29 protein-coding genes and 1 pseudogene are annotated in these 25,979 nt (G+C 75.5%); 18 read left to right on the plus strand and 12 right to left on the minus strand.

Going from position 1 to position 25,979, the window contains the following annotated elements:
- Positions 1 to 66: 66 nt before the first annotated feature.
- Together KPL60_RS06250 and KPL60_RS06255 are read right to left on the minus strand one after the other, a co-directional pair.
- A complete protein-coding gene (locus tag KPL60_RS06250; RefSeq protein ID WP_305080653.1) occupies positions 67 to 321 on the minus strand; it encodes a hypothetical protein in 255 nt (84 codons plus the stop codon).
- A gap of 428 nt (positions 322 to 749) precedes the next feature.
- The gene (locus KPL60_RS06255; RefSeq protein WP_226365200.1) at positions 750 to 2,075 is read right to left on the minus strand and encodes a phosphoglucomutase; all 1,326 of its coding nucleotides are present in this window, start codon (positions 2,073 to 2,075) and stop codon (positions 750 to 752) included.
- 54 nt (positions 2,076 to 2,129) lie between these two features.
- Here KPL60_RS06255 and KPL60_RS06260 point away from each other — a divergent pair, with 54 nt between their 5' ends.
- Positions 2,130 to 3,011, plus strand: coding sequence for an ABC transporter substrate-binding protein (locus KPL60_RS06260; protein ID WP_226365201.1), 882 nt, complete (start codon positions 2,130 to 2,132; stop codon positions 3,009 to 3,011).
- A gap of 167 nt (positions 3,012 to 3,178) precedes the next feature.
- Here the strand turns inward: KPL60_RS06260 and KPL60_RS06265 are convergent.
- Positions 3,179 to 4,099, minus strand: a pseudogene (locus KPL60_RS06265) (AbrB family transcriptional regulator); the annotation flags it as partial.
- 144 nt (positions 4,100 to 4,243) lie between these two features.
- On the opposite strand from KPL60_RS06265, the gene KPL60_RS06270 reads away from it, so the two are divergent.
- Together KPL60_RS06270 and KPL60_RS06275 are read left to right on the plus strand one after the other, a co-directional pair.
- Entirely contained in the window at positions 4,244 to 4,798 is a 555-nt protein-coding gene (locus KPL60_RS06270; protein WP_226365202.1) for an AMP-binding protein, read from the plus strand.
- Positions 4,795 to 5,943: a class I adenylate-forming enzyme family protein gene (locus KPL60_RS06275; RefSeq protein ID WP_226365203.1), complete on the plus strand. Its 1,149-nt coding sequence runs from the start codon at positions 4,795 to 4,797 to the stop codon at positions 5,941 to 5,943. The genes KPL60_RS06270 and KPL60_RS06275 overlap by 4 nt, the downstream gene beginning before the upstream one ends.
- On the opposite strand, the gene KPL60_RS06280 is transcribed toward KPL60_RS06275, so the two are convergent.
- The 5 genes from KPL60_RS06280 to KPL60_RS06300 form a co-directional block, all read right to left on the minus strand.
- The gene (locus KPL60_RS06280; protein ID WP_226357054.1) at positions 5,927 to 6,709 is read right to left on the minus strand and encodes an LLM class flavin-dependent oxidoreductase; all 783 of its coding nucleotides are present in this window, start codon (positions 6,707 to 6,709) and stop codon (positions 5,927 to 5,929) included. The genes KPL60_RS06275 and KPL60_RS06280 overlap by 17 nt on opposite strands.
- Before the next feature lie 40 nt (positions 6,710 to 6,749).
- The gene (locus KPL60_RS06285) at positions 6,750 to 6,926 is read right to left on the minus strand and encodes a hypothetical protein (RefSeq protein ID WP_226365204.1); all 177 of its coding nucleotides are present in this window, start codon (positions 6,924 to 6,926) and stop codon (positions 6,750 to 6,752) included.
- A 32-nt stretch (positions 6,927 to 6,958) separates the two neighbouring features.
- Positions 6,959 to 7,216: a nitroreductase/quinone reductase family protein gene (locus KPL60_RS34540; protein WP_226365205.1), complete on the minus strand. Its 258-nt coding sequence runs from the start codon at positions 7,214 to 7,216 to the stop codon at positions 6,959 to 6,961.
- Positions 7,217 to 7,291: 75 nt separating this feature from the next.
- Positions 7,292 to 8,269, minus strand: a complete 978-nt coding sequence (locus tag KPL60_RS06295; protein ID WP_226357056.1) for a hypothetical protein — start codon at positions 8,267 to 8,269, stop codon at positions 7,292 to 7,294.
- Between the two features lie 11 nt (positions 8,270 to 8,280).
- Positions 8,281 to 8,814: a YbhB/YbcL family Raf kinase inhibitor-like protein gene (locus KPL60_RS06300; RefSeq protein WP_226357057.1), complete on the minus strand. Its 534-nt coding sequence runs from the start codon at positions 8,812 to 8,814 to the stop codon at positions 8,281 to 8,283.
- A gap of 105 nt (positions 8,815 to 8,919) precedes the next feature.
- Between KPL60_RS06300 and KPL60_RS33585 the strand changes: the two genes are divergently transcribed.
- The 5 genes from KPL60_RS33585 (at position 8,920) to KPL60_RS34550 (ending at position 12,534) form a co-directional block, all read left to right on the plus strand.
- The gene (locus tag KPL60_RS33585) at positions 8,920 to 9,627 is read left to right on the plus strand and encodes a cation:proton antiporter (RefSeq protein ID WP_255655546.1); all 708 of its coding nucleotides are present in this window, start codon (positions 8,920 to 8,922) and stop codon (positions 9,625 to 9,627) included.
- Positions 9,525 to 10,913: a cation:proton antiporter gene (locus KPL60_RS06305; protein ID WP_308016668.1), complete on the plus strand. Its 1,389-nt coding sequence runs from the start codon at positions 9,525 to 9,527 to the stop codon at positions 10,911 to 10,913. The genes KPL60_RS33585 and KPL60_RS06305 overlap by 103 nt, the downstream gene beginning before the upstream one ends.
- Positions 10,914 to 10,959: 46 nt before the next feature.
- Positions 10,960 to 11,373: a hypothetical protein gene (locus KPL60_RS06310; RefSeq protein ID WP_226365206.1), complete on the plus strand. Its 414-nt coding sequence runs from the start codon at positions 10,960 to 10,962 to the stop codon at positions 11,371 to 11,373.
- Positions 11,374 to 11,792: 419 nt separating this feature from the next.
- Positions 11,793 to 12,191 (plus strand): hypothetical protein, encoded by a 399-nt coding sequence (locus KPL60_RS34545; protein WP_308016669.1) that lies wholly within the window; start codon positions 11,793 to 11,795, stop codon positions 12,189 to 12,191.
- 46 nt (positions 12,192 to 12,237) lie between these two features.
- Positions 12,238 to 12,534, plus strand: coding sequence for a hypothetical protein (locus KPL60_RS34550; protein WP_308016670.1), 297 nt, complete (start codon positions 12,238 to 12,240; stop codon positions 12,532 to 12,534).
- Here the strand turns inward: KPL60_RS34550 and KPL60_RS34555 are convergent.
- Entirely contained in the window at positions 12,503 to 13,927 is a 1,425-nt protein-coding gene (locus tag KPL60_RS34555) for a carboxypeptidase regulatory-like domain-containing protein (RefSeq protein WP_226365207.1), read from the minus strand. The two genes, KPL60_RS34550 and KPL60_RS34555, sit on opposite strands and share 32 nt — an antisense overlap.
- Before the next feature lie 144 nt (positions 13,928 to 14,071).
- Between KPL60_RS34555 and KPL60_RS06325 the strand changes: the two genes are divergently transcribed.
- A complete protein-coding gene (locus KPL60_RS06325; RefSeq protein ID WP_226365208.1) occupies positions 14,072 to 14,695 on the plus strand; it encodes a TetR/AcrR family transcriptional regulator in 624 nt (207 codons plus the stop codon).
- Between the two features lie 12 nt (positions 14,696 to 14,707).
- Here the strand turns inward: KPL60_RS06325 and KPL60_RS06330 are convergent, their stop codons facing one another.
- Together KPL60_RS06330 and KPL60_RS06335 are read right to left on the minus strand one after the other, a co-directional pair.
- Positions 14,708 to 15,253: a dihydrofolate reductase family protein gene (locus KPL60_RS06330; protein ID WP_226357046.1), complete on the minus strand. Its 546-nt coding sequence runs from the start codon at positions 15,251 to 15,253 to the stop codon at positions 14,708 to 14,710.
- 80 nt (positions 15,254 to 15,333) lie between these two features.
- Positions 15,334 to 16,815 carry a mannitol dehydrogenase family protein gene (locus KPL60_RS06335; protein WP_226357045.1) on the minus strand — a complete coding sequence of 494 codons (1,482 nt, stop codon included), beginning with the start codon at positions 16,813 to 16,815 and terminating at the stop codon, positions 15,334 to 15,336.
- Positions 16,816 to 17,023: 208 nt separating this feature from the next.
- On the opposite strand from KPL60_RS06335, the gene KPL60_RS06340 reads away from it, so the two are divergent.
- From KPL60_RS06340 to KPL60_RS06380, 9 genes are read left to right on the plus strand one after another with little or no spacing between them, the layout of a single operon-like run.
- On the plus strand, positions 17,024 to 17,944 hold the full coding sequence (locus KPL60_RS06340) for a TetR/AcrR family transcriptional regulator (protein WP_226357044.1): 921 nt from the start codon (positions 17,024 to 17,026) through the stop codon (positions 17,942 to 17,944).
- A complete protein-coding gene (locus KPL60_RS06345; RefSeq protein ID WP_226365209.1) occupies positions 17,941 to 18,834 on the plus strand; it encodes a 3-keto-5-aminohexanoate cleavage protein in 894 nt (297 codons plus the stop codon). The genes KPL60_RS06340 and KPL60_RS06345 overlap by 4 nt, the downstream gene beginning before the upstream one ends.
- Positions 18,827 to 19,810 (plus strand): 3-hydroxyacyl-CoA dehydrogenase NAD-binding domain-containing protein, encoded by a 984-nt coding sequence (locus KPL60_RS06350; RefSeq protein ID WP_226365210.1) that lies wholly within the window; start codon positions 18,827 to 18,829, stop codon positions 19,808 to 19,810. The genes KPL60_RS06345 and KPL60_RS06350 overlap by 8 nt, the downstream gene beginning before the upstream one ends.
- Positions 19,807 to 20,268, plus strand: coding sequence for a thioesterase family protein (locus KPL60_RS06355; RefSeq protein ID WP_226365211.1), 462 nt, complete (start codon positions 19,807 to 19,809; stop codon positions 20,266 to 20,268). Before KPL60_RS06350 ends, KPL60_RS06355 begins: the two co-directional genes overlap by 4 nt.
- A 51-nt stretch (positions 20,269 to 20,319) precedes the next feature.
- Entirely contained in the window at positions 20,320 to 21,750 is a 1,431-nt protein-coding gene (locus tag KPL60_RS06360) for an ABC transporter substrate-binding protein (protein ID WP_226365212.1), read from the plus strand.
- Positions 21,705 to 21,869 (plus strand): hypothetical protein, encoded by a 165-nt coding sequence (locus tag KPL60_RS06365; protein ID WP_226365213.1) that lies wholly within the window; start codon positions 21,705 to 21,707, stop codon positions 21,867 to 21,869. The genes KPL60_RS06360 and KPL60_RS06365 overlap by 46 nt, the downstream gene beginning before the upstream one ends.
- Positions 21,866 to 22,840: an ABC transporter permease gene (locus tag KPL60_RS06370; protein ID WP_226357039.1), complete on the plus strand. Its 975-nt coding sequence runs from the start codon at positions 21,866 to 21,868 to the stop codon at positions 22,838 to 22,840. The genes KPL60_RS06365 and KPL60_RS06370 overlap by 4 nt, the downstream gene beginning before the upstream one ends.
- On the plus strand, positions 22,837 to 23,700 hold the full coding sequence (locus KPL60_RS06375; protein ID WP_226365214.1) for an ABC transporter permease: 864 nt from the start codon (positions 22,837 to 22,839) through the stop codon (positions 23,698 to 23,700). The genes KPL60_RS06370 and KPL60_RS06375 overlap by 4 nt, the downstream gene beginning before the upstream one ends.
- Complete coding sequence (locus KPL60_RS06380; protein ID WP_226365215.1) at positions 23,697 to 25,280, plus strand: ABC transporter ATP-binding protein; 1,584 nt, start codon at positions 23,697 to 23,699, stop codon at positions 25,278 to 25,280. Before KPL60_RS06375 ends, KPL60_RS06380 begins: the two co-directional genes overlap by 4 nt.
- A gap of 21 nt (positions 25,281 to 25,301) precedes the next feature.
- Here the strand turns inward: KPL60_RS06380 and KPL60_RS06385 are convergent, their stop codons facing one another.
- A complete protein-coding gene (locus KPL60_RS06385; protein ID WP_226365216.1) occupies positions 25,302 to 25,901 on the minus strand; it encodes a malonic semialdehyde reductase in 600 nt (199 codons plus the stop codon).
- Positions 25,902 to 25,979: the final 78 nt, after the last annotated feature.

The following is a 25,979-nucleotide window of genomic DNA, read 5'->3' on the forward strand; positions in this document are numbered from 1 at the left end:
ACCACCCGTCGCTCGAACACATGCACAGTTCATCATGTGATGGCTAGAGAGGGGATGCGGGAAGGATCACCGCGCGGGATGCAGCCGTACCGGTAACGCGGCGAGCCGCGCCCCGACCGGTCCGCCGGGGTGCACCTCGACGAGCCCGGTCACCGGGCCGGCGGGACGGGCGTCGGGGAACCTGTCCCGCAGCACCTCCAGCACGGCGCGGAGCTCGAGGCGGGCCAGGTGCGCACCGGCGCAGAAGTGCGGGCCGTGTCCGAAGGTCAGCGGGTGCCCGACGGCCGGGCGGGCGTCGATCCCCCGGATGTCGACCAGCACCGGTGCCCCGGCGGGCAGCGGCTCACCGCCGAGGTCGGTGTCGGTCCGGGCGAAGCGCCACAGCGAGAACGCCGCGGGCGGGTGGACCCGCGCACCTGGACCAGCGCGTCAGCTGCTCGGCGGTGCGCGGAGCTCCGGCGTCCAGGGCGTGGGCGACGACGTACCCGGCGCGGCGTCGGGGTGGGCGGCGAACCAGCCCGGCGTCGGTGCCGACCTGGGCCCGGTGAGGTCGGGCGGCCGGCACGCAGCCGGCCGCGAGCCGTCGCCGGTCCCGCGTCCCCGGCGTGCCGATCGCGGTGACAGCGTCGGCGCCGCTCCGCCACCGCCGGGTCGGGACTCCTCCCCGGCAGGCGGCGACGTCGGTCGAGGAGCCCGGGTGGGGGCGACCGAGCACGACGCCAGCGGGTAGCGGGTGGTGAAGTCCTCGGTCAGGTCGACCTCACCGGGGCCGAGGCCCTCGAGGAGGGCAGAGGCGAGCAGCAGGCGCGCCCGTCGGTGCTCCACGGCGAGCCGTCGCGGGCGCAGGAGCGACGCGCCCGCGCTCTCAGCCGGGCCGTGCCCGATGACCGTCGAGCGGTGGCCGAGCAGAGCCGCTTGAACCCAGACGGGCACCTCGACCAGCCTGGAGGGGCGAGCGCGGGGTCACTTCGGCGAACCCGGTCGATGAGCATCGCCGGGCGAGCGTTTCGTCGGTGACCGACCCCACCGCGGCCCCGGGCCGGCCGGGACGGTGGGCGAACCGGTAGCCGTGGGATCGCGACGGCGAGGTAGTCGGTTGCGGGTTCATCAGGCCGCCGTCGGCGCGGTGACGATGCCGTCGACCGGTCGGCGTCGGCGTCGTTGCCGGTGGCGATGGTGAACGGCGCCGGGTCGGCCTCCATCCGGGCCCGCAGCGACGCCATCGCGTACGGCGAGCTGCAGTCCATCCGGATCTTCCCGTCCCAGTCCAGGGTCATGAAGCCGAAGGCCGGGTCGACGTCGGGGTTCACCACGGTCAGGTCCAGGCCCCAGCGCTGCGCGATCACGCCCCAGTAGTCGACCGAGGCGCCACCGAGCGGGTCCGCGCCGATGGTGACGCCGGCGTCGCGGACCGCGGCCATGTCGAGCACCTGGTCGAGCTGGTCGACGTAGGTGCCGAGGTAGTCGTAGCGGTGCGCGGCGGCGGCGTCGAACCGGGCGCGGCGCACCTCCTTCAGGCCGTTCTCGAGCAGCTGGTTGGCCCGGTCGGCGATCCAGGACGTCGCCTCGGTGCCGGCGGGGCCGCCGTCCGGCGGGTTGTACTTGAAGCCGCCGTCGGCGGGCGGGTTGTGCGACGGGGTGACGACCACGCCGTCGGCGAGGTGCCGGCCGTCGCGCCCGGCGTTGGTCACGAGGATCGCGTGTGAGATCGCCGGGGTCGGGGTCAGCCCGTCCCGGGAGTCGACGACGACGTCGACGCCGTTTGCCGCGAACACCTCGGCCGCGGTGAGCCAGGCCGGCTCGGACAGCGCGTGGCTGTCGCGGCCGAGGAACAGCGGGCCGTCGGTGCCCTGCGCGGCCCGGTACTCGACGATCGCCTGGCTGGTGGCGGCGATGTGGTCGTCGTTGAAGGTCGCGGTGAACGCCGACCCGCGGTGCCCGGACGTGCCGAACGCGACCCGCTGCACGTCGACCGACGGGTCGGGGTGGGTCGCGGCGTACGCGGCCAGCAGCGCGTCGACGTCGACGAGGTCCTCGGGGCGGGCCGGGGTCCCGGCGCGCTCGTGCACGGTCATGCCGCGATCCTTCCCCCTCGTCGCGGCCCACGCCACCGCCTACCGTTCCGCGGTGTGCGGATCGCGTCGTTGCTCCCGGCCGGGACCGAGATCGCCGGGCGGCTCGGCCTGGCCGCCGACCTGGTCGGCGTCACCTTCGAGTGCGACGACCCGGTGGGCGTCCGGGACCGGGTGCCGGTGGTCGTCGACACCGCGCTGCCGCCCGCCGCGTCGCCGGGGGAGATCGACGCCGTCGTCCGCGATCGGGCCGCGGCCGGGCTGCCGCTGTACGAGGTGCACCGCGCCCGGCTCGCCGCCGCCGACCCGGAGCTGATCCTCACCCAGGACCTGTGCGCGGTGTGCGCGCTGCCCGGCTCGACCGTCGCGCAGGTGCAGGACGAGCTGGGGACCCGGGCCCGGGTGCTGTCGCTGGACCCGCACCGGCTGGCCGACGTGCTCGACGCGGTGACCGCGGTCGGCGCCGCGGCCGGGGTGCCGGACCGGGCCGCCGCGCTGGTCGCGGGCCTGTCGGCGCGCCTCGACGCCGTCGCCGCCGCGGTGCGGGGCCGCCGGGCGCCGCGGGTGCTGGTGCTGGAGTGGACCGACCCGCCGTTCCTGCCCGGGCACTGGGTGCCCGACCTGGTCACCGCGGCCGGTGGCGTCCCGGTGGCGGCCGCCCCGGGCGGGCGCAGCACCGCCGTCGACCCGGCCGACCTGCCCCCGTGCGACGCCGTGCTGGTCGCGCCGTGCGGCTTCGGCCTCGACGACGCGCTCGCCCAGGCCCGCGCGGCGCTGCCGTGGCTGCCCGCCGGGGTCCCGGTGCACGCGATCGACTCGGCGTCGTTCGTGGTGCGGGCCGGTCCGCGCCTGGTCGACGGGGTCGAGGCGATCGCCGCCCTGCTGCACCCCGGTGCGGTCCCGGCGCCGCCGCCGGGGCGGGTCGCGCGGGTCCGCTGAGCGGGCCTCAGGCCGCGGGGCCCGGGCCGAGCCGCCGGCCGACCACCCGCGCGATCCACGGCGCGACCAGCAGCATCAGGATCACCCGCAGCACCTGCACCGCGACCCACCGAGGTGACGTCCACCCCGGAGGAGATCGCCGTCGCCAGCACCGCGTACACCCCGCCCGGGGTGGTCGCGAGGTAGCCTTCCAGCGGGGTCATGCCGGTGAAGTACGACAGCAGCAGCCCCAGCCCGGCGCAGAGCGCGACGACGCCCAGGATCAGCCCGGTCGCCAGCGGCAGCACCCGCGCGACGGTGCCGAGCGCGGCCCGGGTGAAGCGCAGCCCGGCCTGCCAGCCGATGACGGCGTAGGCGACGTCGACGATCGGCAGCGGCACCGACGCGGCGAAGGAGAACCCGGCCAGGCTGACGACCAGCGCCACCACCATCGGCCCGAGCAGCGACCCGGCGGGGACCCGCGCGAGCTTCCCCAGCGGGACGCCGACGCCCACGCACACCGCGGTCACCGCGAGCCCGACCCACCACGGCGCGCCGGGGCCGGTGACCGCGGCGGCCGGTGCGCCGGGGGAGGCGCCGTAGACGACCGCGGCGACCACCGGCATCGTCGCGGTGACCAGCCCGACCCGCAGGTACTGGATGACGGCGACGGTGCGCTCGTCGCCGCCCAGCTCGCGGCTGATCGCGACCAGCCCGGACGCGCCGCCCGCGGTCTGCGCGAGCATCCCGGTGAGCGGGGTGACCCCGCGCTGCAGACCCATGAGCAGCCCGGACCCCATGCTGACCAGCAGCGTCGCGAGGCTGATCAGCAGCACCGGCAGCCACTCGGAGGCCACCGCGGCCAGGGTGTCCGGGCGGGCGAGCAGGCCGATGACGACGCCGATCACCGCCTGCGCACCCGACGTCGCCGGGCGGGCGACCCGGGCGGGACCGAGCCCGCACAGGGCGAGCACGGTCGCGACCAGCAGCCCGGCGAACAGGGCGGGGGAGGGCACGTCGACCGCGGCGAGCCCGGCGGTCACGACCACGGTCAGCGCGGCGAGCAGCAGCCAGCGCCACCATCCGGACAGCGACGGGCGGGACCTCACCGTGTGATCACGACCCGAGCCTAAATGGGACGGGCGTACTGGTGCGCGGTGAGTCGGGACACGATCGTTGTCGAGAGCGAACGATCACGGCTTCCGCCGGAGCGGCCGCCGGGGTAGGACGGACGGGCACGAGGAGGTGCGCCGATGCGAGACATCCCGGGAGACGACACCGCCGCGACCACCGGGCTCGGCCCGGTGATCGCCGCACTGACCGCGCCCGGCGGGGAGTTCGAGCTGGTCGACGACGACGTGCGCGGCGTCGCGATGCGGGTCTACCGGCGTGGCCCGCACACCCTGGCCGAGCTGTGGGCGGCGACGGCGGCGTGGCCGGAGCGCACGTTCACCGTCCACCACGGCGGGCGTCGCACCTACGGCGAGCACCGGAGCCTGGTCGCCGACCTGGCCGGCGTGCTCACCGGACGGTTCGGGCTGCGCCCCGGCGACCGGGTCGCGATCGCGATGCGGAACCTGCCGGAGTGGCCGGCGGTCTTCTTCGCCGCCACAGGTCGCGGGCCTGGTCGTCGTGCCGCTGAACGCCTGGTGGAGCGCACCCGAGCTGGCGTGGGCGGTGGCCGACTCCGGTGCGGGGTGGTCGTCGGGCCGACCCGGAACGGTGCGCCGCCCTGTGCGGTGGGAGCGGCACCGGGGTGCCGGTCGTACGGGTCCGCGGGGGCGGCGCGCCCGCGCCCGGTCCGGTGACCGAGTGGGACGACCTCGGGCTGCGCACCGACGGCCCCGGTGACCCGGTCGGGGGCGCCGCGCCCGGCCCCGACGACGACGCGACGATCCTCTACACCTCCGGCACCACCGGCCGTCCGAAGGGCGCGGTCGGCACCCACCGCAACCACGTGACGAACCTGCTCAACGTCGCGCTGCAGGCCCGCGCCACCGCGCTGCACTCCGGGGTGGGACCGCCGCCGGGGCAGCAGGGGACGCTGCTGATGTACCCGATGTTCCACATCGCCGGGATCAACGGCCTCGTCGGCGCCGTGCTCGGCGGGGCGAAGCTCGCGACCCTGCACCGCTGGGACCCGGCCGCGGCGCGGGCCGTCGTCCGGTCCGAGCGGCTGACCCGCTCCAACGGTGTCCCGTCGACGACGGCGGAGCTGCTCGACGGCGCCGACCCCGCCGACCTCGCGTCGCTGCGGACGCTCGGGATGGGCGGGGCACCCGTGCCGCCCGAGCTCGTCGCGCGGATCGGGCGCGACCTCGGTGCCGGGGCGGCCAACGGCTACGGCCTGACCGAGACGACCTCGGCGATCTGCGCGAACACCGGGTCCGAGTACCGGGCCCGTCCCGACTCGGTCGGCCGGCCCGCGCCGGGGGCCCGGCTGCGGGTTGCCGGCCCGGACGGAGAGGCACTGCGCGACGGCGAGGTCGGCGAGCTGTGGTTCCGCGGCCCGAACGTGGTCCGCGGCTACTGGAACCGGCCCGACGCCGACGCCGAGGCGTTCGTCGACGGCTGGTTCCGCACCGGCGACCTGGGGCACGTGACCGACGGCTGGGTGTACGTCGTGGACCGGCTGAAGGACGTCGTGCTGCGCGGTGGGGAGAACGTGTACTCCGCGCAGGTGGAGGCGGCGATCCACGAGGTCGACGGGGTGCTGGAGGTGGCGGTGCTCGGTGTGCCGCACCCGCGCCTGGGCGAGGAGGTCGCCGCACTGGTCCGGGCCCGCCCCGGAGCGGCCCGCGACGACGACGCCGTCCGCGCCGCCGTCGCCGCGCGGGTGGGGGAGTTCGCCGTGCCCGCGCACGTGCGGTGGACCGACGAGCCGCTGCCCAGGACGGCGACGGGGAAGGTCCGCAAGCGGGAGCTGCGCTCGGGGTTCACCGCTCCGGCGTGAGCGTCCTGCGGGCCGCGGACACGACGTCCAGCCAGGGACGCGGGTCCGGGGCGCCGGCCGGCGGGACCAGGACGACGGTGTCCAGCCCGGCCGCGGCGTGGGTCCGGACGACCGCCTCCACCTCGGCCCGGTGCTCCGGCAGCGCGACGTAGCCGATGCGCCGGAACCCGTCCGCGGCGCCGCCCGGGCCGCACGCGTCGAGCGAGGACCGGACGTCGGCGGGGGACAGGCCCGAGTCGAGCAGGACCCCGTCGGCGAGGTCCCCGGCCAGCCGCAGGGTGCGCGGCCCGCGCCCGCCGACCAGCACCGGTGGGACGGTCGTCGGCGGGTGGTCGAGCCGGACCCGGTCCAGGGAGACGTAGCGCCCGGAGCGGGTGACCTCGTGGCCGGCGAGCAGGTCCCGCACCGCGGTCGTGTGCTCGGCGAGCAGGGTCAGCGGCGAGGAGACCCGGTTGCCGACCTGGCCCATCCAGTCGAGCACGCCGTGCCCGAGGACCGGCAGGTACCGGCCGGGGAACAGCCGGGCGAGCGAGGCGGTCTCCATGGCGACGACCGCCGGGTTCCGCAGCGGCACCGGGAACAGCCCGACGCCGACGGTCAGGGCGTCGGTGCGGGCCAGCGCGACGGCCGCGGTGGCGGTCCCGCCGTGCAGGAAGCAGTCCTCCCACAGCCAGAGCTGGTCCAGCCCCGCGGCCTCGACGTCACGGGCCACACCCGGCAGCTCCTCGGGGGGCAGCTCGGGCCGGAAGACGATGCCGATGTCCATACCGGTCACCGTGCCACGCGCGGCCGCCGGCGTCGTACGGCTACCGGGCCGGGTCGATGCGGAACACCGGGCAGATGCCGGTCAGGGCGCCCAGCGCCGCGGGCGTCGGCTCGGCGACGACCCCGTTCTCCACCATGATCCCGACGCCCTCCGGGGTGACCTGCGGCCACGCCTCCAGCACCGGGCGCGCCTGCTCCGGCGGCACCTCCACCAGCACCACGGGCTCCGGGTCGGTGTCGGGACCCGTGCTCAGCGTGGCCAGCCGCCCGCGGCCCGGACGTTGACGATCCAGTCCGCGCCCGGGAACCCGCCGACGACGAACCGCTGCCCGCCGGTCGCGTACACCGTCAGAGGGGTGTGCCGGGGCGTGCCGCTGCGCCGGCCGGGGACGGTCAGGACGGGCAGCTCGAACGGCAGCTCGCCACGGTCGCGCCGGGCGAGCAGGTCGTCGTTCAGGTGCTTGATCTGCTGCGGGGCACGGATGTGACGGCGGGGATCGTCGGACACGGGGACTCCTCGTTCTCGGATCCGGGCCAGGATGCCACGGGCCGGCGGGCGGGTGCGGGGCGTCGGAAAGGGGACTCAGTCCGGCCGCAGCCCGTCCAGCGCCTCCTCGGCCCGGGCCAGGTCCGCCTCGGCCCGCTCGGCCCGGCCCGCGGCGTCCCGGGCGGCGCGGCCGGCCTCGTCGCGGGCACGGTCGGCGTCCTCGGCGGCGGAGCGGGCGCGGTCCAGCTCGGCGGTCAGCTCGTCCACCCGGCGGTGCGCGTCGTCGCGACGCCCGTCGGCCCGGTCGGCGCGGTCGCGGGCGTCGTCGCGTTCCCGGCCGGCGTCGTGGGCGGCCAGCCGGGCGGTCTCGACGGCCTTCTCCGCCTCGGCGAGCGCCCACGCGTGCTGCTCGGTCTCGTGTCGCTCCCGCTCCTCGGCGGCGCGGCGCTCGGCCTCCCGCCGCCGGGCGTCGCGCCGGCGCCCGGCCAGCTCCCCGTCGCCGTCCCGTTCCTCGCCGCCCCCGTCCGGCTGCGGGGACCCGGCGCCACGCGGAGCGTCCGCGTCCGCCGTGGACCCCGCTGCCCCGGAATCCGCCTCCCCGAGCGGCCCGAAGCCGCTGTGCCGCTCGTAGCGCTCCAGCCGCCCCGACCGCACCCGGTCGGCCAGGTCCGGGTCGGCCAGCGCCGACTCCAGCACCCACCGCACGTCGCGCTCCACACCGGAGCCCACCCGGGCCCCCGCGGCGCGACCGAGGGCCGCGGCCCGTCGGGCCAGCGCCCCGACCAGCCGGTTGCGCTGCGCGGACACCTCCCGCAGGGCCGCGCCGTCGAGGGAGCGCTGGGCGTGGGCCAGCACCGGGGCCAGAGCCAGGAGCCCCTCGACCTCGTCGCGGGCGTCGTCGACCAGCAGGTTCGCCAGCCACGCGGCCCGGGTCGGCCGCCGGGCGGCGGCGATCTCCCGGGCCGCGTTCTTGTCCGCATCGGCGCGGGCACGGGCGGCGGCGTCGTCGCGTGCGGCGACGAAGTCCTCCGGCGGGACCCGGTACAGCCGGTCCAGCTCCGCATCCGTGTCCACGCCGGCGGGCCTCAGCTCAGGTTCGCGTGCGTCCCGACCAGGACGGCGCGGCCGACGGTGTGGCTGAACAGGTTGAAGGCCAGGAACGTGGGCGTCGCGGTGGCGGGCACGTCCAGCGTGGGCACGTCGACGGCGTGCACCACGAAGTAGTACCGGTGCGGGCCGTGCCCGGGCGGCGGCGCGGCGCCCAGGTAGCGGGTCAGGCTCGCGTCGTTGGGCAGCTGGACCGCGCCCTCGGGGAGGCCGGACCCGCTGTCGTCACCGGCGCCGGACGGCAGCGACGTCACCGAGGCCGGCACGTCGAACACCGCCCAGTGCCAGAACCCGGCGACGGTCGGTGCGTCCGGGTCGTAGCAGGTGACGGCGTAGGACTGCGTCCCCTCCGGCGCACCGGACCAGGACAGCTGCGGCGAGACGTCCTCGCCGCCCGCGCCGAAGATGCCGGACAGCTGGGGGGTGGCGAGCGCGGCGCCGTCGTTCACGTCGGTGCTGGTCAGGGTGAACGACGGGACCGGGGGCAGCTCGTCGTAGGGGTTGCGGGGCACGGGGCGGACCTCCTCGGATCGGTGGCGGTGGGTTTCGCCGTGATCCTGGCACGGCGCGTCGGCTGCCGTGGGACGGCGAGGAGGGCAGGGTGTCGGTCCGTGGAGATGCTGCTCGTGCTCGTCGGGCTGATGGTGGCCGCGGTCGTCCTGGTCGGGGTGGGGGACCGGCTGCGGCTGCCCTGGCCCGCGCTGATGGTGGTCCTCGGCGTGGTCGTCGCGCTGCTGCCCGGGCTGCCCGACGCGTTCGTCATCGACCCCGAGCTGATCCTGCCGCTGTTCCTGCCGCCGCTGCTGTTCGCCACGGCGCAGCGCACGTCGTGGGCGCTGTTCCGGGCGCGCAGGCGGACGATCGCGCTGCTCGCCGTCGGCCTGGTGCTGGTCACCGCCACCGCGGTCGCCGGGACGGTCTGGCTGCTCGTGCCGGGGCTCGCGCTCACCGCCGCCGTCGCGCTCGGGGCGATGGTCGCCCCACCGGACCCGGTCGCCGTTGAGGCCGTCGCCGGGCAGGTCCCGATCCCGCGCCGCGTGGTGGCGGTGCTGCAGAGCGAGGGGCTGTTCAACGACGCCACCGCGCTGGTCGTGTTCCAGGCCGCGGTGCTGGCGACCGTCTCCGGCGACGAGCTGAGCCCCCTCGGGCTGGGCCTGCGGTTCGTGCTCGGCGCCGCCGGCGCGGTCCTGATCGGACTGGGGGTGGCCTGGCTGCGCGCCGGGTGCTCGGCAGGCTCACCGACGCCACCGGGCGCAGCGCGCTCACCCTGGTCCTCCCGTTCGCCACCTACCTGGCCGCCGACGAGCTCGGCGCCTCCGGGGTGATCGCCGTCGTCGTGCTCGCGCTGCAGCTGCGCGCCGGGGCCGACGCCGACGAGGCCGCCGAGCGGCTCACCCAGTCCTCGCTGTGGAACGTCGTCGAGCTGCTGGTCACCGGGCTCGCGTTCGGCCTGATCGGGCTCGACCTGCGCGAGGTCGTGCTCGCCGCGGGCGACGAGCTGCCGACGATGCTCGCGCACGCGGCGGTCGTGTGCGTGGTCGTCGTCGCGGTGCGGGTGCTGTGGATGGTCGTCGCCTGGCGGCTGCTGTCCCGCAGCGCCGACGACTCCGCCGCGGCCGGCGCCGCGCCGCTCACCGGACGCGAGGCGGTGCTGCTGTCCTGGTGCGGCATGCGCGGTCTCGCCACGCTCGCCCTCGCGCTGTCGCTGCCGGTGCAGACCGCGTCCGGGGCGCCGTTCCCCGCCCGCGACCAGCTCGTCCTCATCGCCGTGTCGGTGCTGTTCGTGACGCTGCTCGTGCCCGGCTTCACCCTCGGCATGCTGGTCCGCGCCCTCGACATCGACGACGAGGCCGACGCCGAGGAGCGCGCCGAACGCGAGATCGTGCTGCGGGCGCGCCGCGCCGCCGTCGCGACCCTGGAGTTCGAACGCACGGTGCGGGGCCTGCCCGAGGAGGTCGGCACCGCGATGCGCGAGCGGGTCGAGCGGCTGGAGCGGGTGCTGTCGGGGGAGACGCCCTCGGAGGAGGAACGGTCCCGGATCGCGGCGGTGAAGAAGTCCCGGCGCGCGTTCGCCGAGGCCCAGGCCTCGGCGCTGGCCGCGGCCCGGACCGAGGTGCTCGCCGCCCGGCGCGAGCCCGGCGTCGACCCGCACGCCGTCGACCGGTGCTGCGCCGCCTCGACCTGCGCACGGTGCTGCTCGACTGAGGACCGGACGTGTCCGCGTCGACGGTCACGCTCACCGCATGACGTGCCCGTTCAGCGCCCGCACCCGATCCCTGTCCGAGCCCGATCCCACGGTTCCCGGAGGGCCGGTCGTGCGCACGGCGCCGGCCGGCGGGGCCGCGGTGTGGGTGGTCACCGACGAAACGCTCGCCCGGCGGGTGCTCACCGACCCGCGGTTCGCGAAGGACCCCGCGCTCGCCCCTCCGGGCGTCACCGACCTCGAACCCTCTGCCACCGAGCGGCTCTCGCTCACCACCGCCGACGGTCACGGGCACGCCCGGCTGCGTCGCGCGCACGCACCGCTGCTGTCCGCCCGCGCGCTCGCCCGGTACGACGGGCGCGCCCGCTCCCTCGCCTCCGCCCTCCTCGAGGGCCTCGGCCCCGGTGAGGTCGACCTGACCGAGGACTTCACCACCCGCTACCCGCTGGCCGTCGTGCTCGAGGTCGTGGGCGCCCCACCCGGGCTCCTCGACGACGCCGTCGCCGCCTGCCGGGCGATGTGGAGTCCCGACCCGGCGGTGGCGGGAGCGGCGTTCGGACGGCTGCAGGCGATCGGCACGGCCGCGGTCACCGACGGGACCGGCGACGGCGTCGCGGCCGGACTGCGTGCCGGCCTGCCCGACCTCACCGACGCCCAGGTCGGCTACCTCGTCTTCGGGCTGGTATTCGCCGGGCAGCTCACCACCGACGCCGCGCTCGGGTACGTCGTCGCCCCGCCCTGGACTCCGGGCTCGCCGACCGCACCGCCGAGGAGCTCGACGCGCTGGTCGTCGAGGTGCTGCGGGTCCACCCGCCCGCCCCGTTCTCGCTGTGGCGCTTCCCCGGACCGACACCGACCTCGGCGGTGAGCCGCTGCCCGCCGGGGCACCGGTGCTGGTCGACATCCGGGGGATCGACGCCCGCCCGGCCGTCGGGCACCCGCTGACCTTCGGACACGGCCCGCACTTCTGCGCCGGTGCGCACCTGCGCCCGCCTCGAGCTCCGCGCCGTGCTGGCGGTGCTGCGGGACAGGTTCCGCCGACGCCCGTCCCGCCACCCGGCTCGCCGGGCTCGCGATCACCGCGAAGCTCACCCGCGCCCCGGGCAACGACGCCGCGATCGGCGGGCTGAAGGTCATCACCGCGCCGGTGTGGTTCCCGCCCCCCCTCGGGCATCCGAGGACGTGTACAAGGTCTACGCCGGGTGCTTCCGCGGACCGGAGCACCTGACGCGCATCGCCGGACGAGGCGCGCGGCGTGGTCGCGGCGGCCCTGGAAGGATCGGGCGCGTGAGCAGCAAGCACGCACTCGGGTTCGGTATCGACATCGGCGGCTCGCACAAGGGCGCCCGGTGGACCTGCACAAGGGCCGCTGGCCGGGACCGGGTGCGGATCCCGACGCCGCAGCCGTCCACCCCGGAGGCGGTCGCCGAGACCGTCAAGCAGATCCTCGACGAGTTCGACTGGCGGGACTCCTTCGGCTGCACGTTCCCGGCCGTCGTCCAGCACGGGGTGACCCGCACCGCGGCCAACGTGGACCGGGCCTGGATCGACTGCGACCCGCCGCGGTCCTGCGCCGGGCACGGCCCTGGACGCGCTGCTGGTCACCGGCGCCGACGCCGCGGGCGTCGCCCGAGGCCGAGTTCGGTGCGGCCGCCGGCCACCACCACGGGCTCGCGCTCGTCGTGACCCTCGGGACCGGCACCGGGTCGGCGCGGCAACCACGGGACGGCTGGTGCCCAACACCGAGTTCGGGCACCTGGAGATCGACGGGTTCGACGCCGAGTCGCGCGCCGCCGACTCCGCCCGCGAGCGCGAGGACCTGGACTGGGAGGAGTGGGGCGGGCGGCTGCAGCGCTACTTCACCCACGTCGAGAACCTGCTGTGGCCGGACCTGATCGTGGTCGGCGGCGGGGTGAGCAAGAAGTTCGAGAAGTGGTCGCCCTACGTGCGGACCCGCACCGAGCTCGTCCCGGCCGGGCTGCTCAACGAGGCCGGGATCATCGGGGCAGCGCTGCTGGCGCACGGCTGACCGGCTCCCCCGGTGCCGGCGCGGCGGCCGGGCGCAGGACCACGCTGCGGTGCGACACCGCGCCGTGCAGGCGCAGCCGTTCCGACACCGGGTCGTGGCCGGGCGCGGACACCAGCACGGTGACCCACCCGTCGGCGCGGCCACGGACGGCGAACCGGCCGTCCTCGGACCCGGCGGCGACGTCGACCTGCCCGCCGGTGTGGTCGACGACGGTCACCCGCGCCCGCGGCACGGGCCGGCCCGCGTCGTCGACGACCCGGCCGATCAGCGTCGGGACCGGGTGGGCGAGCAGCCGGGCGTCGGCGAGGGCGTCCGGGTGCGCGCCGCCGACCGAGGCCTCGTCGGCGACGGCCTCGGCGATCCCGTGCTCCCGCTCGCGCTCGGCGTCGACGGCCGCCTCCTCCGGCCCGGCCGCGGCCTCGCGCCCGGCGGCGCGCCGGTCCCGCCACGCACCCAGCGCGACCAGCAGCGCACCGAACGCCCACCAGGCCAGCAGCCCGAGCACCGGCACGGTGATCGCGGTGGCGTCGAAGTAGAGGATGCCGCGGGCGGCGTCGATGGCCTGCCCGAGCGGCATGACGTGGTGCAGGACCTGGAAGAAGCCCGGCACCATCTCCTTCGGGATCGCCCCGCCCGAGGACGGGATCGACATCAGCACGAACAGGCCCATCGCGACGCCGGGCAGCGCACGGCGCACGAACGGGGCCAGCCCGAACGTCGTCCAGGCGACGGCCTGGGACAGCAGGAAGCCGACGACCAGCACCGCCGGGTGGAACGGGATCGCCTGGATCGCGGTGCCGATCGCCCAGCACACCACGGTGGCGAACAGGCCGAACCCGGCGAGCGCGGTCAGCTTGGTGCGCCGTGACAGCGCGGTGGCCTGCATCATCATCATGACCGCGATGTAGCCGGAGATGTTGCAGGCCATCGCGATGTAGAACAGCGACGTGCCGAAGCCGTCGCCGGGCGCGGTCGGCGCGAGGTCCACCACCCGCAGCGGCGCCCCGGACCCGGTGGACAGCGGCGTGAAGATCCCCTGCACGACCTGGACGAGCTGCAGGCCGTCGGCGCGGGCGATGTAGAGCGTGTGGCCCGCCGGGTCGTACCCGGCGACGACGTCGCGGTGGAAGATCGCGTCCCGGATGTCGGCCGCGGCGGCGACCGGGGTGACGTGGAACCCGCCCGGCGACGCCTGCGCCAGCTCGGCGGACACGGTCGCGGCGGCCTGCTGCCCGACGACCCCGACCGGGATGCCGTGCGGGGCCGGGGCGTGGAACGGCAGCAGGTAGAACAGCATGAACCCCAGCACGAAGAAGGCGGGGAACCACAGGGCCAGGGCCAGGTCCTTCGCCGTGCGCGAGCGCTCCGGTTCCTGCACCTGCTCCTGTGACACGCGTCCTCCATGCGGGCTTGCGCCGTGCAATAGTTTGCGGTGCTCACGAATGTACAAGCACACTGCAGTGACTGCACGACTGCACTCCCCGCACGTTTCGAGGGTGCGAGCCGCGCCGGGACCAGAGGGAGAGGTGGGACAGGCATGATCGGCGAGATGCTGACCGACCAGGAGGCGCGCTGCCACGGGCTGCGGGAGCGCAAGAAGGTGCGGACCCGCCAGGCGCTGCGCGCCGCGGCACTGGAACGCGCGCGCACCCAGGGCCCGGACGCGTTCACCGTCGAGGAGATCTGCGCCGACGTCGACGTCGCGCCGCGCACGTTCTTCAACCACTTCCCGTCGAAGGACGCGGTGCTCTTCGACTGGGACACCGCCTCCCTCGAGGAGCTCGCCGCCGAGGTCCGCGCCCGGACCGAGGCCTCACCGCTCGGGGCGGCGACGGCGGTGCTCGCCGAGGTCAGCGTGGCGCTGACGACCAGCCCGACCTGGCACGGGCAGATGGAGCTGCTGCGCACCCACCCCGAGCTGCACCCGCGGATCGCCCACGTCGGACGGACCGTGGAGCAGACCGTCGCGCAGGCGCTCGCCGAACGCGACGGCGCCGACACCCCCGCGACGGCCCACCGGCTCGCCGCGGCCGGTGCGATGGCGGTGATGCAGGTCGCCGTCGCCGGCTGGCTGGCCGACCCGGCGGGCCGACCGGCCCGCCGGGTCTACGGCGACGTGCTGGCGGCCGCCCGGGAGGCCTTCGCGGCACTGCCGGACTGAGCGCGCCCGGACTCAGGCGAGCGGCGGACCGTAGGTCAGCCGGACCACACCGTTCTCGTAGGCCTCGGACTCGCGCAGCCGCAACGGCACCCGCGCGCCCTCGGCGAACAGCCGCAGCCCGGCCCCGAGCGACACCGGGTAGACGAACAGGTTGAGCGTGTCGACCAGCCCGTCGGCGAGCAGCGCACGGACCAGGGTGACGCTGCCGGAGACGTAGATGCCGCCGTCGGTCGCGTCCTTGAGCTGCCGGATCCGCGCCGGGTCGTACGGGCCGAGCACCCGGGAGTTCTCCCACTCCAGCGGGTCGGCCAGGGTGGAGGTGACGACGTGCTTGGGCGCGCCGTTGAAGAACGCGCCACCGGACTCGACGTCGTGCCCGCGGGCCGACCAGGCCGGGTGGAACATCTCGTAGGTGTTGCGGCCGAGCAGGATCGCCGCGTCGGTCAGCCGGCCGATCGCCTCCCCCATCGCGTCGGTGAAGCCGTACTCCGCCGTCCAGGACGGGTCGGACACGACCCCGTCGAGGCTGATGAACTCGTGCACGTCGATCGTGCCCACTGTGGTCTCCCGGGGTCGAGGCGAGGGGTCATCGGCTACGACCGCAGACGCGTGGGGAACTCATCGGTTCCCCACGCCGGTCATGCGAGGTCGGCGACGGTCGCCGCGGCGCCGCGGGACCACAGCGACTCCAGCGCCGAGCGGAACGCACCGGCGAACCGCTCGTCGGAGCCGAGGTCGCCGAACACCCCGCGGTGGGACAGGAACGACCCCGGGGTGTCCCGCTCGGCCCGCGCGAGCGCGGTCATCTCCTCCGCGAGACGGTCCTGCTGGGTGATCTCCCGCCCCTGCTCGTCGGTGCCCTCGGCGTAGCGGCACCATCCGGCGACGACGGCCGCGGCCCGCTCGACCGGCCCGCCCGCGGCGAGCTGCTCGCGCACCACCGGCAGCAGGAAGATCGAGATCCGGTCGGAGCTGCCGTAGTTGATCCGCATCAGGGTGTCGGCGACGCCCGGGTTCGCGAAGCGTTCCAGCAGGGTGTCCTTGTAGGCGTCGAGGTCGATGCCGGGCACCGGGCGCAGCGTCGGGGTGGCCTCGTCGTCCATGTAGCCGCGCAGGAACGCCGCGAACGTCGGGTCCTGGGCGACCTCGTGCACGTAGCGGTGCCCGGCGAGGTAGCCGAGGTAGCCCAGCGCCTGGTGGGTGGCGTTGAGCAGGCGCAGCTTCATGAACTCGTAGGGGACGACGTCGTCGACGACCTGCACCCCGACCCGCTCGAACTCCGGGCGGCCCGCGGCGAAGTGGTCCTCGAGCACCCACTGGGTGAACGGCTCGCACACGACCGGCCAGCCGTCCCGCAGCCCGAAGCGCTCGGCGAGGGCCTCGCGGTCGGTGTCGGCGGTGGCCGGGGTGATCCGGTCGACCATCGAGTTGGGGAAGGTGACCGACTCCGCGACCCAGGCGCCCAGGTCGGCGTCACGGAGCTGGGCGACGCCGGTGAACACCCGGCGGGCGACGTCGCCGTTGCCCTGCATGTTGTCGCAGCTCATGACCGTGAGCGGGCCGGTGCCGCGCTCCCGGCGGCGCGCCAGCGCCTCGACGACCAGCCCGAACGCCCCGGTCGGGGCGGAGCCGGCGGCCATCGCGTCGAGGTCGGCGCGGACGCCGGGGAAGTCCGGGTCGAACTCGCCGGTCTTCTGGTCGATCGCGTAGCCGCCCTCGGTGATCGTCAGCGAGACGATCCGGGTGTCGGGGTGGGCGATCCGCTCGATGACGGCCTCGGGGTCGTCGGGGGCGTAGAGGTAGTCGACGAGCGACCCGACGACCCGGGGCGTCAGCGTCCCGTCGGCCTCCTTCAGCACGAGCGTGTACAGCCCGTCCTGGGCGGCGAGCACGTCGCGCATCCGGTCGTCGGCGGCGAGCACCCCGACCCCGCAGATCCCCCACTCCGGCGCCCCGCCGGAGGCGAGCAGCGCGTCGACGTACATCGCGAGGTGCGCGCGGTGGAAACCGCCGACGCCGATGTGGACGATCCCGCGGCCCACGGCGGCCCGGTCGTAGCCGGGGACCTCCACGCCCTCGATCCCGTCGGTCCAGATCCCGGTCTCGTCCAGCGAACGCATGGTCCCCCTCGCCACGTCCCCGGCGCCCCACGGCGCCGTCGGGTGAGAGGCCGACCCTACCGCTCACACTGTCCGACGCAAGCGCTTCCGCGAGCGGCAGCCGCGAACTGGCCGACGCACCGGACGTGCCCGGGTCGCACCCTCGTGCGCTGCGACGATCCCGATCCGATGCTTGCGCTAATCGCAAGTACCGGCCTACGGTCGCCCGGTGACCGACCCCCGTGCCCCCCGGACCGCCGAGGACGCGGTGGCCGGGCGGGTGCGCGCCCTGCTGGAGCGCGACGGCTGGACCCAGCGCCGGTTCGCCGCCGCGGTCGGGCTGGAGGAGACCAAGCTGTCCAAGTCGCTCGCCGGGCGCCGCCGCTTCGCCGCCGACGAGCTCGTCCGCATCGCCGACGTCACCGGCGAGACCGTGGCCCGGCTGCTGCACGGCCGCGACGGCGCCCGCGCCCGGACCGCGGTCCCCACCGGGGCCGCCGCCGCGGCCGCCGAGCCCGACCCCGGCCGCGAGCCCGGCGGCACCCACGGCACCCGCGGCCGGATCCTCGACGCGGCCTGGGAGCTGATCGCCGACCACGGCTACCACCGGGTCCGCACCGCCGACGTCGCGCGGGCGGCGGGCACCAGCCCGGCGGCGATCCACTACCACTTCCCCACCCGCTCGGAGCTGCTCGACTCCGCGCTGCGGCACAACGTGCGCCTCGCCTTCGACCGCCAGGTCGCCGAGCTCGACACGATCGCCGACCCGCACGAGCGGCTGCTGCGGCTGATCGACCTGCAGCTCCCCGACGGCGCGCTGCTGCGCCGCGAATGGTCGATCTGGATCCAGGTGTGGGCGGAGTCGGCGATCGACCCGGCCCGGCGCGAGCTGTACTGGGACGCCTACGACCGCTGGTACCGCAGCATCGCGATGACGATCGCCGACGGGGCGGAGGCCGGGGTCTTCGTGTCCGGCCGCACCGAGGCGCTGGCCGACCAGCTCACCGCGCTGGTGGACGGGCTCGGCATCCAGGTGCTCGCCATGACCCCGCGTGCCGGTACCGACCGGATGCGCGCCCTGCTGCACGACTTCATCGACCGGGCCGTGCTCGCGGCGCCGGCACGCACGGAGCGAACGGAGAACGGATGAACCGTGACGTCATCATCACCTGCGCGGTGACCGGGGCCGGGGACACGGTGGGCCGCAGCCCGCACGTGCCCGTCACCCCGGGCCAGATCGCCGCGGACGCGATCGCCGCGGCCCGGGCCGGCGCCGCCGTGGTGCACATCCACGTGCGCGACCCGGAGACCGGCAGCCCGTCGCGGGCGGTGGAGCTCTACCGCGAGACCGTCACCCTGATCCGGAACTCGGGCGTCGACGTCGTGCTGAACCTGACCGCGGGCATGGGCGGTGACCTGGTGATCGACGCCGAGGACCCGCTGAAGCCGATCGACGGCACCGACCTGGTCAACGCCCTGGAGCGGCTCCCGCACGTCGAGGAGCTGCTGCCCGACATCTGCACGCTGGACTGCGGCTCGCTCAACTTCGGCGAGGGCAACCAGCTCTACATCTCCACACCGGACATGCTGCGCACCGGCGCCAGGCGGGTCCAGGAGCTCGGCGTGAAGCCGGAGCTGGAGATCTTCGACACCGGCCAGCTGTGGTTCGCCACCGTGCTGGTCGAGGAGGGGCTGATCGACGCCCCGGCGCTGTTCCAGCTGTGCATGGGCATCCCCTACGGCGCCCCGGCCGACCCGGGCGTGCTGGCGGCGGAGGTGAACCTGCTCCCCGAGGGGGCCAACTTCGCCTCGTTCGCGATCGGGCGCGACCAGCTGCGCTGGGTGGCGCAGTCGGTGCTGGCCGGCGGGCACGCCCGCGTCGGGCTGGAGGACAACCTCTACCTCTCGCGCGGGGTGAAGGCGACCAACGAGCAGCTGACCGAGCGGGCGGTGGAGATCGTGCAGAACCTCGGCGCGACCATCGCGACGCCGGACCGTGCCCGGGAGATCCTCGGCCTGAAGGAGCGCACCGGTGCCTGAGCCGCGTCCCGTCACGGAGATCCGGACCGTCGCCTGCATCGGCGCCGGGGTGATCGGCGCCGGCTGGGCGGCGTACTTCCTGGCCCGCGGGCTGCGGGTCCGGGCCTGGGACCCCGCCCCGGACGCCGGGGAGAAGCTGCGCCGGGTGGTCGACGCCGCCTGGCCCGCGCTCACCGAGCTGGGCCTGGCCTCCGGCGCCGACCGGGACGCGCTGACGGTGCACCCGACCGCGGCCGAGGCCGTCGCGGGCGCCGACTTCGTGCAGGAGAGCGCCCCGGAGGACCTGGAGCTCAAGCGCGCCCTGCTGGCCGAGCTGGCCGACGCCGCGGTGGCGGCCGGTCCGGACGTGGTGGTGGCGTCGTCGACCTCGGGGTTCCCGATGACCGACATGGCGACCACCGCGGCCGAGCCGGGCCGGCTCGTCGTCGGGCACCCGTTCAACCCGCCGTACCTGATCCCGCTGGTCGAGGTCGTCGGCGGCGAGAGGACCGAGGCCTGGGCGGCGTCGCGGGCCGCGGACTTCTACCGGCACATCGGCAAGTCGGTGATCGAGATGGAGCGGGAGCTGCCCGGCTTCATCGCGAACCGGCTGCAGGAGGCGATCTGGCGCGAGGCGCTGCACATGGTCGCCGCGGGCGAGGCCACCCCGGAGGAGATCGACCGCTCGATCACCGACGGCCCGGGGCTGCGCTGGCCGGTGCACGGTCCCTGCCTGACCTTCCACCTGGCCGGTGGCCAGGGCGGGATGGCGCACATGCTGGACCACTTCGGACCGTCGCTGAAGGCGCCGTGGACGCGTCTGGAGGCCCCGGAGCTGACCCCGCAGCTGCGCGACGACATGGTCGCCGGCGCCGAGGTCTCCGCCGGTGGGCGGCCGATGGCGGAGCTGGTGGCCGAGCGCGACCGGGCCGTGATCGCGGTCCGCCGGGCCGTCGCCGCGGCCCGGGGGGCCGCACCCCGGGAGAGCACCCGGTGAGCGGGCCGCCGGTGCACCACGACGTCGTCCGTCCCGAGTGGATCGACTACAACGGCCACCTGTCCGAGCCGTACTACGTGCTCGTGTTCGGTGACGCCACGACGGCGCTGATGGAGCGCACCGGGATGGACGCCGGCTACCGGGACGCGACCGGCTGCTCGCTGTACACGGTCGAGGCGCACGTCCGGTACCTGCGCGAGATCGGCCCGGACGCACCCCTGGAGGTCACCACCCGGGTCCTCGGCCGCGACGCGAAGCGGCTGCGGCTGTGGCACGAGCTGCGCAGCGCGGGCCGGCTCTGCGCCACCGAGGAGCTGATGTGCCTGCACGTCGGCCCGGGCGGCGCCACGCCGTTCCCGGACGGCGTCGCCGCCGACCTCGACGCGCTGGTCACCGGCGACCCCGCCCCCGAGCACGCCGGGCGCGCGGTGCAGGAGGTGCCCCGGCCCCCGACCTGACCCGCGACCGCGGCCCCGCAGGTGCGGGGCCCTCCCCGAGGAGACAGCTCGATGACCAGCCCGACCCTGACGCCGCTGTCCCGGCGGCGACTGCTGGGCGGCGCGGCGGGACTCGCCGCGGCGGCCGTGCTCGCCGGCTGCGGCGGCCCCGCCGCGGCCCGCGACGCCGGCCCCCCGCGCCGCGGCGGCGTCCTGCGGGTGGGGGTGACCGGCGGCGGATCGTCGGACACCCTGGACCCGCACAGTCCCGCCACGAACCCCGACATCGCCCGCACGCTCAGCCTCTACGAGCCGCTGCTGCACTGGGACGACGCCTACACCCTGCAGCCGGCCGTCGCCGAGTCGGTGACGCCGGAGCCCGGGGCGCGGGCCTGGACCGCGGTGATCCGCGCCGGCATCACCTTCCACGACGGCCGCCCGGTCACCCCGGACGACGTCGTCGCCACCTTCGCGCGGATCACCGACCCGGCCGACCCGAAGTCCGGGGCGTCGCAGTTCGGGATCCTCGACGACGTCGTCGTCGCCTCCGACCGGTCGGTGCGGTTCGTGCTGTCCGAGCCGTCCCCGGTGTTCGACCAGTACCTGGCCGAGTACTCGTGCGGGATCGTCCCGGCCGACTTCTCCCTGGAGCGCCCGGTCGGCACCGGTGCGTTCCGGTTCGAGTCATTCACCCCGGGCCAGCAGAGCGCGTTCGTCCGCCACGACGGCTACTGGCGCCCGGACCAGCCCTGGGTCGACCGCCTCGAACTGATCAACTTCTCCGAGGACGACGCCCGGATCAACGCCCTGCTGTCCGGGCAGGTCGACGCGATCGACCAGGTCCCGCTGTCGCTGACCGAGGTGGTCGGCTCCTACGACTCGATCCGGCTGCTGACCTCGGAGACCGGGTCGTGGCTGCCGTTCACGATGCGCGTCGACGTCGCCCCGTTCGACGACGTCCGGGTCCGCCAGGCGCTGCGCCTGGTCACCGGCCGCGGCGAGCTGGTCAACCAGGTGCTGTCCGGGCAGGGCGCCGCCGGCGTCGACCTCTACGCCCGCTTCGACCCGGACTACCTCGACCCGTCCCGCGAGCAGGACCTCGCGCGGGCCCGCGACCTGCTCGCCGCGGCCGGGAAGCCGAACCTGGCGGTGGAGCTGGTGACCTCCCCGATCCAGGCCGGCACGGCGAGGCCGCGCAGGTGCTCGCGACCCAGGCCCGCGGCGCCGGGATCGACATCGGGCTGCGCCGGGTCGACACCTCGACGTTCTTCTCCGACCAGTACCTGCAGTGGGAGTTCGCGCAGAGCTTCTGGAACACCCGCAACTACCTGCCGCAGGCCTCGCAGTCGTCGATGCCCGACGCGCCGTTCAACGAGACGCACTGGACCGACGCGCAGTACCAGGGCGTGGTCCGCCGGGCCCGGTCCGAGCTGGACCCGGGGCGCCGCGCCCAGCTGGTGCGCGCGGCGCAGCGGATCGAGTTCGACCGCGGCGGCTACCTGATCTGGGGCTTCCCGGACCGGGTGGACGCCCACCAGGCCTACGTCGGCGGGCTCGTCCCGAACCGCACCGGGCTGTCCCTGTCCGGCTACGAGTTCCGGAAGGCGTGGGTGGACGCATGAGCCCGCTCGTCCGCATGATCCTGCGGCGCCTCGCGCTGTCGGTGCTGATCCTGCTCGTCGTGTCGGTGCTGATCTTCGCCGCGACGCTGCTGCTGCCCGGCGACCCCGCCCGGGCCATCCTCGGCCAGCAGGCCACCCCGGAGCGGGTGGCGGCGCTGACCGCGCAGCTGGGCCTCGACCGGCCCGCGCCCGAGCGCTACCTGACCTGGCTGGGCGGTGTCCTGACCGGCGACCTCGGCTTCTCCGCCGCCACCGGCGGACCCGTGTCGGAGCTGCTCGGCGGCCGGATCGGCGCCTCGGCGCTGCTGCTGGTGCTGACCGCGGTCGTCTCCACCCCGATCGCGCTCGCGCTGGGCGCACGGGCCGCGGTCCGCCGCGGCACCCGAACCGACTCCGCGCTGTCGGGTGCCTCGCTGGTGCTGGCGGCGCTGCCCGAGTTCGTCATCGGTGTGCTGCTGGTCGTGCTGTTCGCGACCTCGGTGCTGCAGATCCTCCCGTCGGTGACGATCGCCCGGCCCGGCGAGCCGGTGTGGGCGCGGCCCGAGCAGCTGGTGCTGCCGGTCGTGACGCTGGCGCTGGTGGTGATCCCCTACGTGGTGCGGATGACCCGCGCGACGCTGTCGGAGACCCTCGACGCCGGCTACGTCGAGATGGCCCGGCTCAAGGGGCTGCCCGAGCGCACCGTGCTGTTCCGGCACGCCGTACCGCACACGATCGGCCCGGTCGCCCAGGTGATCGCGCTGCAGCTGGCCTGGCTCGCCGGGGGTGTCGTCGTCGTGGAGTTCCTGTTCCGCTACCCCGGGATCGGCCAGGCGCTGATCGACGCCGTCGCCAACCGGGACGTGCAGGTCGTGCAGGCGATCACGCTGATCATCGCGGCGTTCTACGTCGTGGTGAACCTCGCCGCGGACGTCGCCGGGATCCTGGCCGACCCGCGGATCCGGCACTCCTCGACCGGAGGTTCCGCATGAGCGCCCCGACCGTCCCCTCCGGCCTGCTGCGCCGGACCTTCCGCCGCCGCCAGGCGCGGATCGGTGCCGTCCTGACCGTGGTCGTGGTGGCGGTCGCGCTGCTCGGACCGGTCCTCGGCCCGCTGCTGACCGGCTACGGCGTCGACGACTTCGCCGGGCGGCCGTTCCGCGCCGAGGGCGTCGCCGGCACCGACGACCTGGGCCGCGACGTGTTCACCCGCTTCCTCGCCGGCGGCGGTCCGGTGCTGCTCTACGCGCTGGCCGCGACCGCGATCGGCATCGTCGGCGGCGCCGCGCTGGGCATGCTCGCCGGCTACTCCGGCACCACCGGCAGCAGGCTGGACACGCTGATCATGCGCGGCGGCGACGTACTGCTGTCGTTCCCGCAGCTGGTCCTGGCCCTGCTCGCGGTCGCGGTGCTCGGCTCGTCGGGCTGGCTGCTGGTGCTGGTCATCGGCATCACCCACATCCCGCGGGTCGCGCGCGTCGCCCGGCAGGCGACGCTGTCGGTCGCCGGGCAGGACTACGTGCTGGCCGCCCGGATGTACGGGATGCCCCGGCGGCGGATCCTCGCCACCGAGGTCCTGCCCACCATCACCGGCCCGCTGATGGTTGAGCTCGGCCTGCGGCTGACCTACTCCATCGGCTACGTGGCGTCGCTGTCGTTCCTGGGGCTGGGGGTGCAACCGCCGGCCGCGGACTGGGGGCTGCAGATCAACGAGAACCGGATCGCGCTGATCGTCACCCCGTGGGGGGTGCTGCTGCCGGTGCTCGCGATCGCGGTGCTCACCGTCGGCACGAACATGATCACCGACGCGCTGGCGAAGGAGTCCGCGGACACGACGGGGGGCGGGGCATGACGCCGACGGCGACACCGACGATCGAGTGCACGGGGCTGCGGGTCGCGACGACCCACGGCCGGGAGGTCCTGCACGGTGTGGACTGGGCCGTCGCACCGGGCGAGATCCTGGCCCTGGTCGGCGAGTCCGGCTCGGGCAAGACGACCGCGGCGCTGGCCGCGCTCGGCCACTTTCGGGCCGGGCTGGCCCACACCGGCGGGACGATGCGCTTCGCCGGGCACACCGAGTCCCACGACGACCTGCTGAGCCTGCCCCCGGCGACCCTGCGCGGGGTCCGGGGGCGGCTGGTGTCCTACGTGCCGCAGGACCCGGCGCTGTCGCTGAACCCGGTGCTGCGCATCGGGCCGCAGGTCGCGGAGGTCCTCACCGCGCACGGCTGGGAGGGGGACGTGACCGCCCGGGTGCGGGAGGTGCTGACCGACGTCGGGCTGCCCGGCGACGACGCCTTCCTCGGCCGCTACCCGCACCAGCTCTCCGGCGGCCAGCAGCAGCGGGTCGGGATCGCGGCGGCGTTCGTGCACCGGCCCGACGTCGTCGTGCTCGACGAGCCGACGACGGGGCTGGACGTCACCACCCAGGACCTGGTGCTCGACACCGTGCGCGAGCTGGTGACCCGCTCGGGGACCGCCGCGCTCTACATCACCCACGACCTCGCCGTCGTCGCCGGGCTGGCCGACCGGGTCGCGGTCATGCAGGCCGGTGAGGTCGTCGAGACCGGGCCGGTGCGCGACGTGCTGACCGCGCCGGAGCACCCCTACACCCGGGCGCTGATCGCGGCGGTGCCGGACCTGCACCGGGCCAGTGGTCGGGAGCCGACGACGGCCGGGGAGCCGGTGCTGCGGGTGCGCGGCGCCGGGAAGCGCTACGGCGACCGCCCCGTGCTCGACGGCGTCGACCTGGAGCTGGCCGCCGGGGAGTGCCTGATGCTGCTCGGCGAGTCCGGGTCGGGGAAGACCACCCTGGCCCGTGGCCTGTCCGGGCTGCTGACCCTCGACGCCGGGGAGCTGAGCCTGCACGGCGAGGCGCTGGCCACCCCGCGCAGCTACGCCCAGCTGCGCAGCGTGCAGTACGTGTTCCAGAGCCCGTTCGCGTCGCTGAACCCGCGGCGCACCGTCGCGAGCTCGCTGGAGGTGCCGCTGCGCCACCTCACCGACCTCGACGCCGACGCCCGCCGGGACCGGGTGCTGGACATGCTGCGCCAGGTGCGGCTCGACGAGTCCTTCGCCCACCGCTACCCGGGCGGGCTGTCCGGTGGTGAGCGTCAGCGCGCGGCGATCGCCCGCGCCCTGGTCACCGCCCCGGACGTCCTGGTGTGCGACGAGGTCACCTCGGCGCTGGACGTGTCGGTGCAGGCCTCGATCGTCGAGCTGCTGGCGACGGTGCGCCGCGAGCTGGGCACGGCGATGCTGTTCGTGACGCACAACATCGCCCTGGCCCGGGAGGTCGCGGACCGGATCGCGGTGCTGCAGCAGGGCCGGATCGTCGAGCAGGGCACGGTGGAGGAGGTCCTCACCGCGCCGCGGCACGACTACACGCGCACCCTGCTGCAGCACACCCCCTCGATGACGGCCGTGCGGTGACGGCCGCGGGGGTGGGCCCGCTCAGGCGAAGTCGAGGACCTGCCCGGCCTCGAGGCGGGGCAGCCGCGGGTGCCAGGCGCCCGGACCGGGGTGGCCCAGGTTGACCACGAGCAGCGCACGGTGCCGGCCGCCGGGGAAGAACTCCTCGGTCACGGCGTCGGCGTCGAAGCCGGCCATCGGGCCGGTGGCGAGGCCGTGCGCGCGGGCGGCGAGCAGGACGTAGCCGATCTGCAGCGAGGCGTTGAACCGCGCCATCGGCTCGCGGCCCGCACGGCCCTGGGACTCCAGGCCCTCGCGGAAGCCGGGCTTGACCGGGAACGTGGTGTCCGAGTGCTCGTGGAAGTCGAGGTCCGCGGCCAGGATCGCGATGACCGGGGCGGCCTCGGACTTGGCCCGGTTGCCCTCGGCGAGCAGCGGCAGCAGGCGCTGCTTCCCCTCGTCGCTGCGGACGAAGGTCACGCGCAGCGGCTGGGTGTTGGCCGCGGTCGGCGGCCACTGGGCCAGGTCCCACACCGCGCGGAGCGTCTCGTCGGTGACGGGCTCGTCGGTGAAGGTGTTGGCGGTGCGGGCCTCGGTGAACAGGGCGGCGCGACCGGCCTCGTCGAGACGGGGCAGGAGCACCGGGGAAGCGGTCTGGACAGTCACGATCGGTAGAGCGTTCAACGACCTCTCCGGTATTCCGCTCCGGGGATGATCCGG

Origin of the sequence: Pseudonocardia sp. ICBG162, from assembly GCF_020496225.1 — a bacterium.
Classification (GTDB): Bacteria; Actinomycetota; Actinomycetes; order Mycobacteriales; family Pseudonocardiaceae; genus Pseudonocardia; species Pseudonocardia alni.

Bases quoted from the DNA above. Each gene is read 5' to 3' on its own strand.
- KPL60_RS06325 (WP_226365208.1), top strand. From the start codon at position 14,072: ATGATCGGCGAGATGCTGACCGACCAGGAGGCGCGCTGCCACGGGCTG.
- KPL60_RS06380 (WP_226365215.1), top strand. From the start codon at position 23,697: ATGACGCCGACGGCGACACCGACGATCGAGTGCACGGGGCTGCGGGTC.
- KPL60_RS06335 (WP_226357045.1), bottom strand. From the start codon at position 16,815: ATGCGTTCGCTGGACGAGACCGGGATCTGGACCGACGGGATCGAGGGC.
- KPL60_RS33585 (WP_255655546.1), top strand. From the start codon at position 8,920: ATGCTGCTCGTGCTCGTCGGGCTGATGGTGGCCGCGGTCGTCCTGGTC.
- KPL60_RS06370 (WP_226357039.1), top strand. From the start codon at position 21,866: ATGAGCCCGCTCGTCCGCATGATCCTGCGGCGCCTCGCGCTGTCGGTG.
- KPL60_RS06270 (WP_226365202.1), top strand. From the start codon at position 4,244: ATGCGAGACATCCCGGGAGACGACACCGCCGCGACCACCGGGCTCGGC.
- KPL60_RS06375 (WP_226365214.1), top strand. From the start codon at position 22,837: ATGAGCGCCCCGACCGTCCCCTCCGGCCTGCTGCGCCGGACCTTCCGC.
- KPL60_RS06345 (WP_226365209.1), top strand. From the start codon at position 17,941: ATGAACCGTGACGTCATCATCACCTGCGCGGTGACCGGGGCCGGGGAC.
- KPL60_RS06280 (WP_226357054.1), bottom strand. From the start codon at position 6,709: ATGGACATCGGCATCGTCTTCCGGCCCGAGCTGCCCCCCGAGGAGCTG.
- KPL60_RS06255 (WP_226365200.1), bottom strand. From the start codon at position 2,075: ATGACCGTGCACGAGCGCGCCGGGACCCCGGCCCGCCCCGAGGACCTC.
- KPL60_RS06360 (WP_226365212.1), top strand. From the start codon at position 20,320: ATGACCAGCCCGACCCTGACGCCGCTGTCCCGGCGGCGACTGCTGGGC.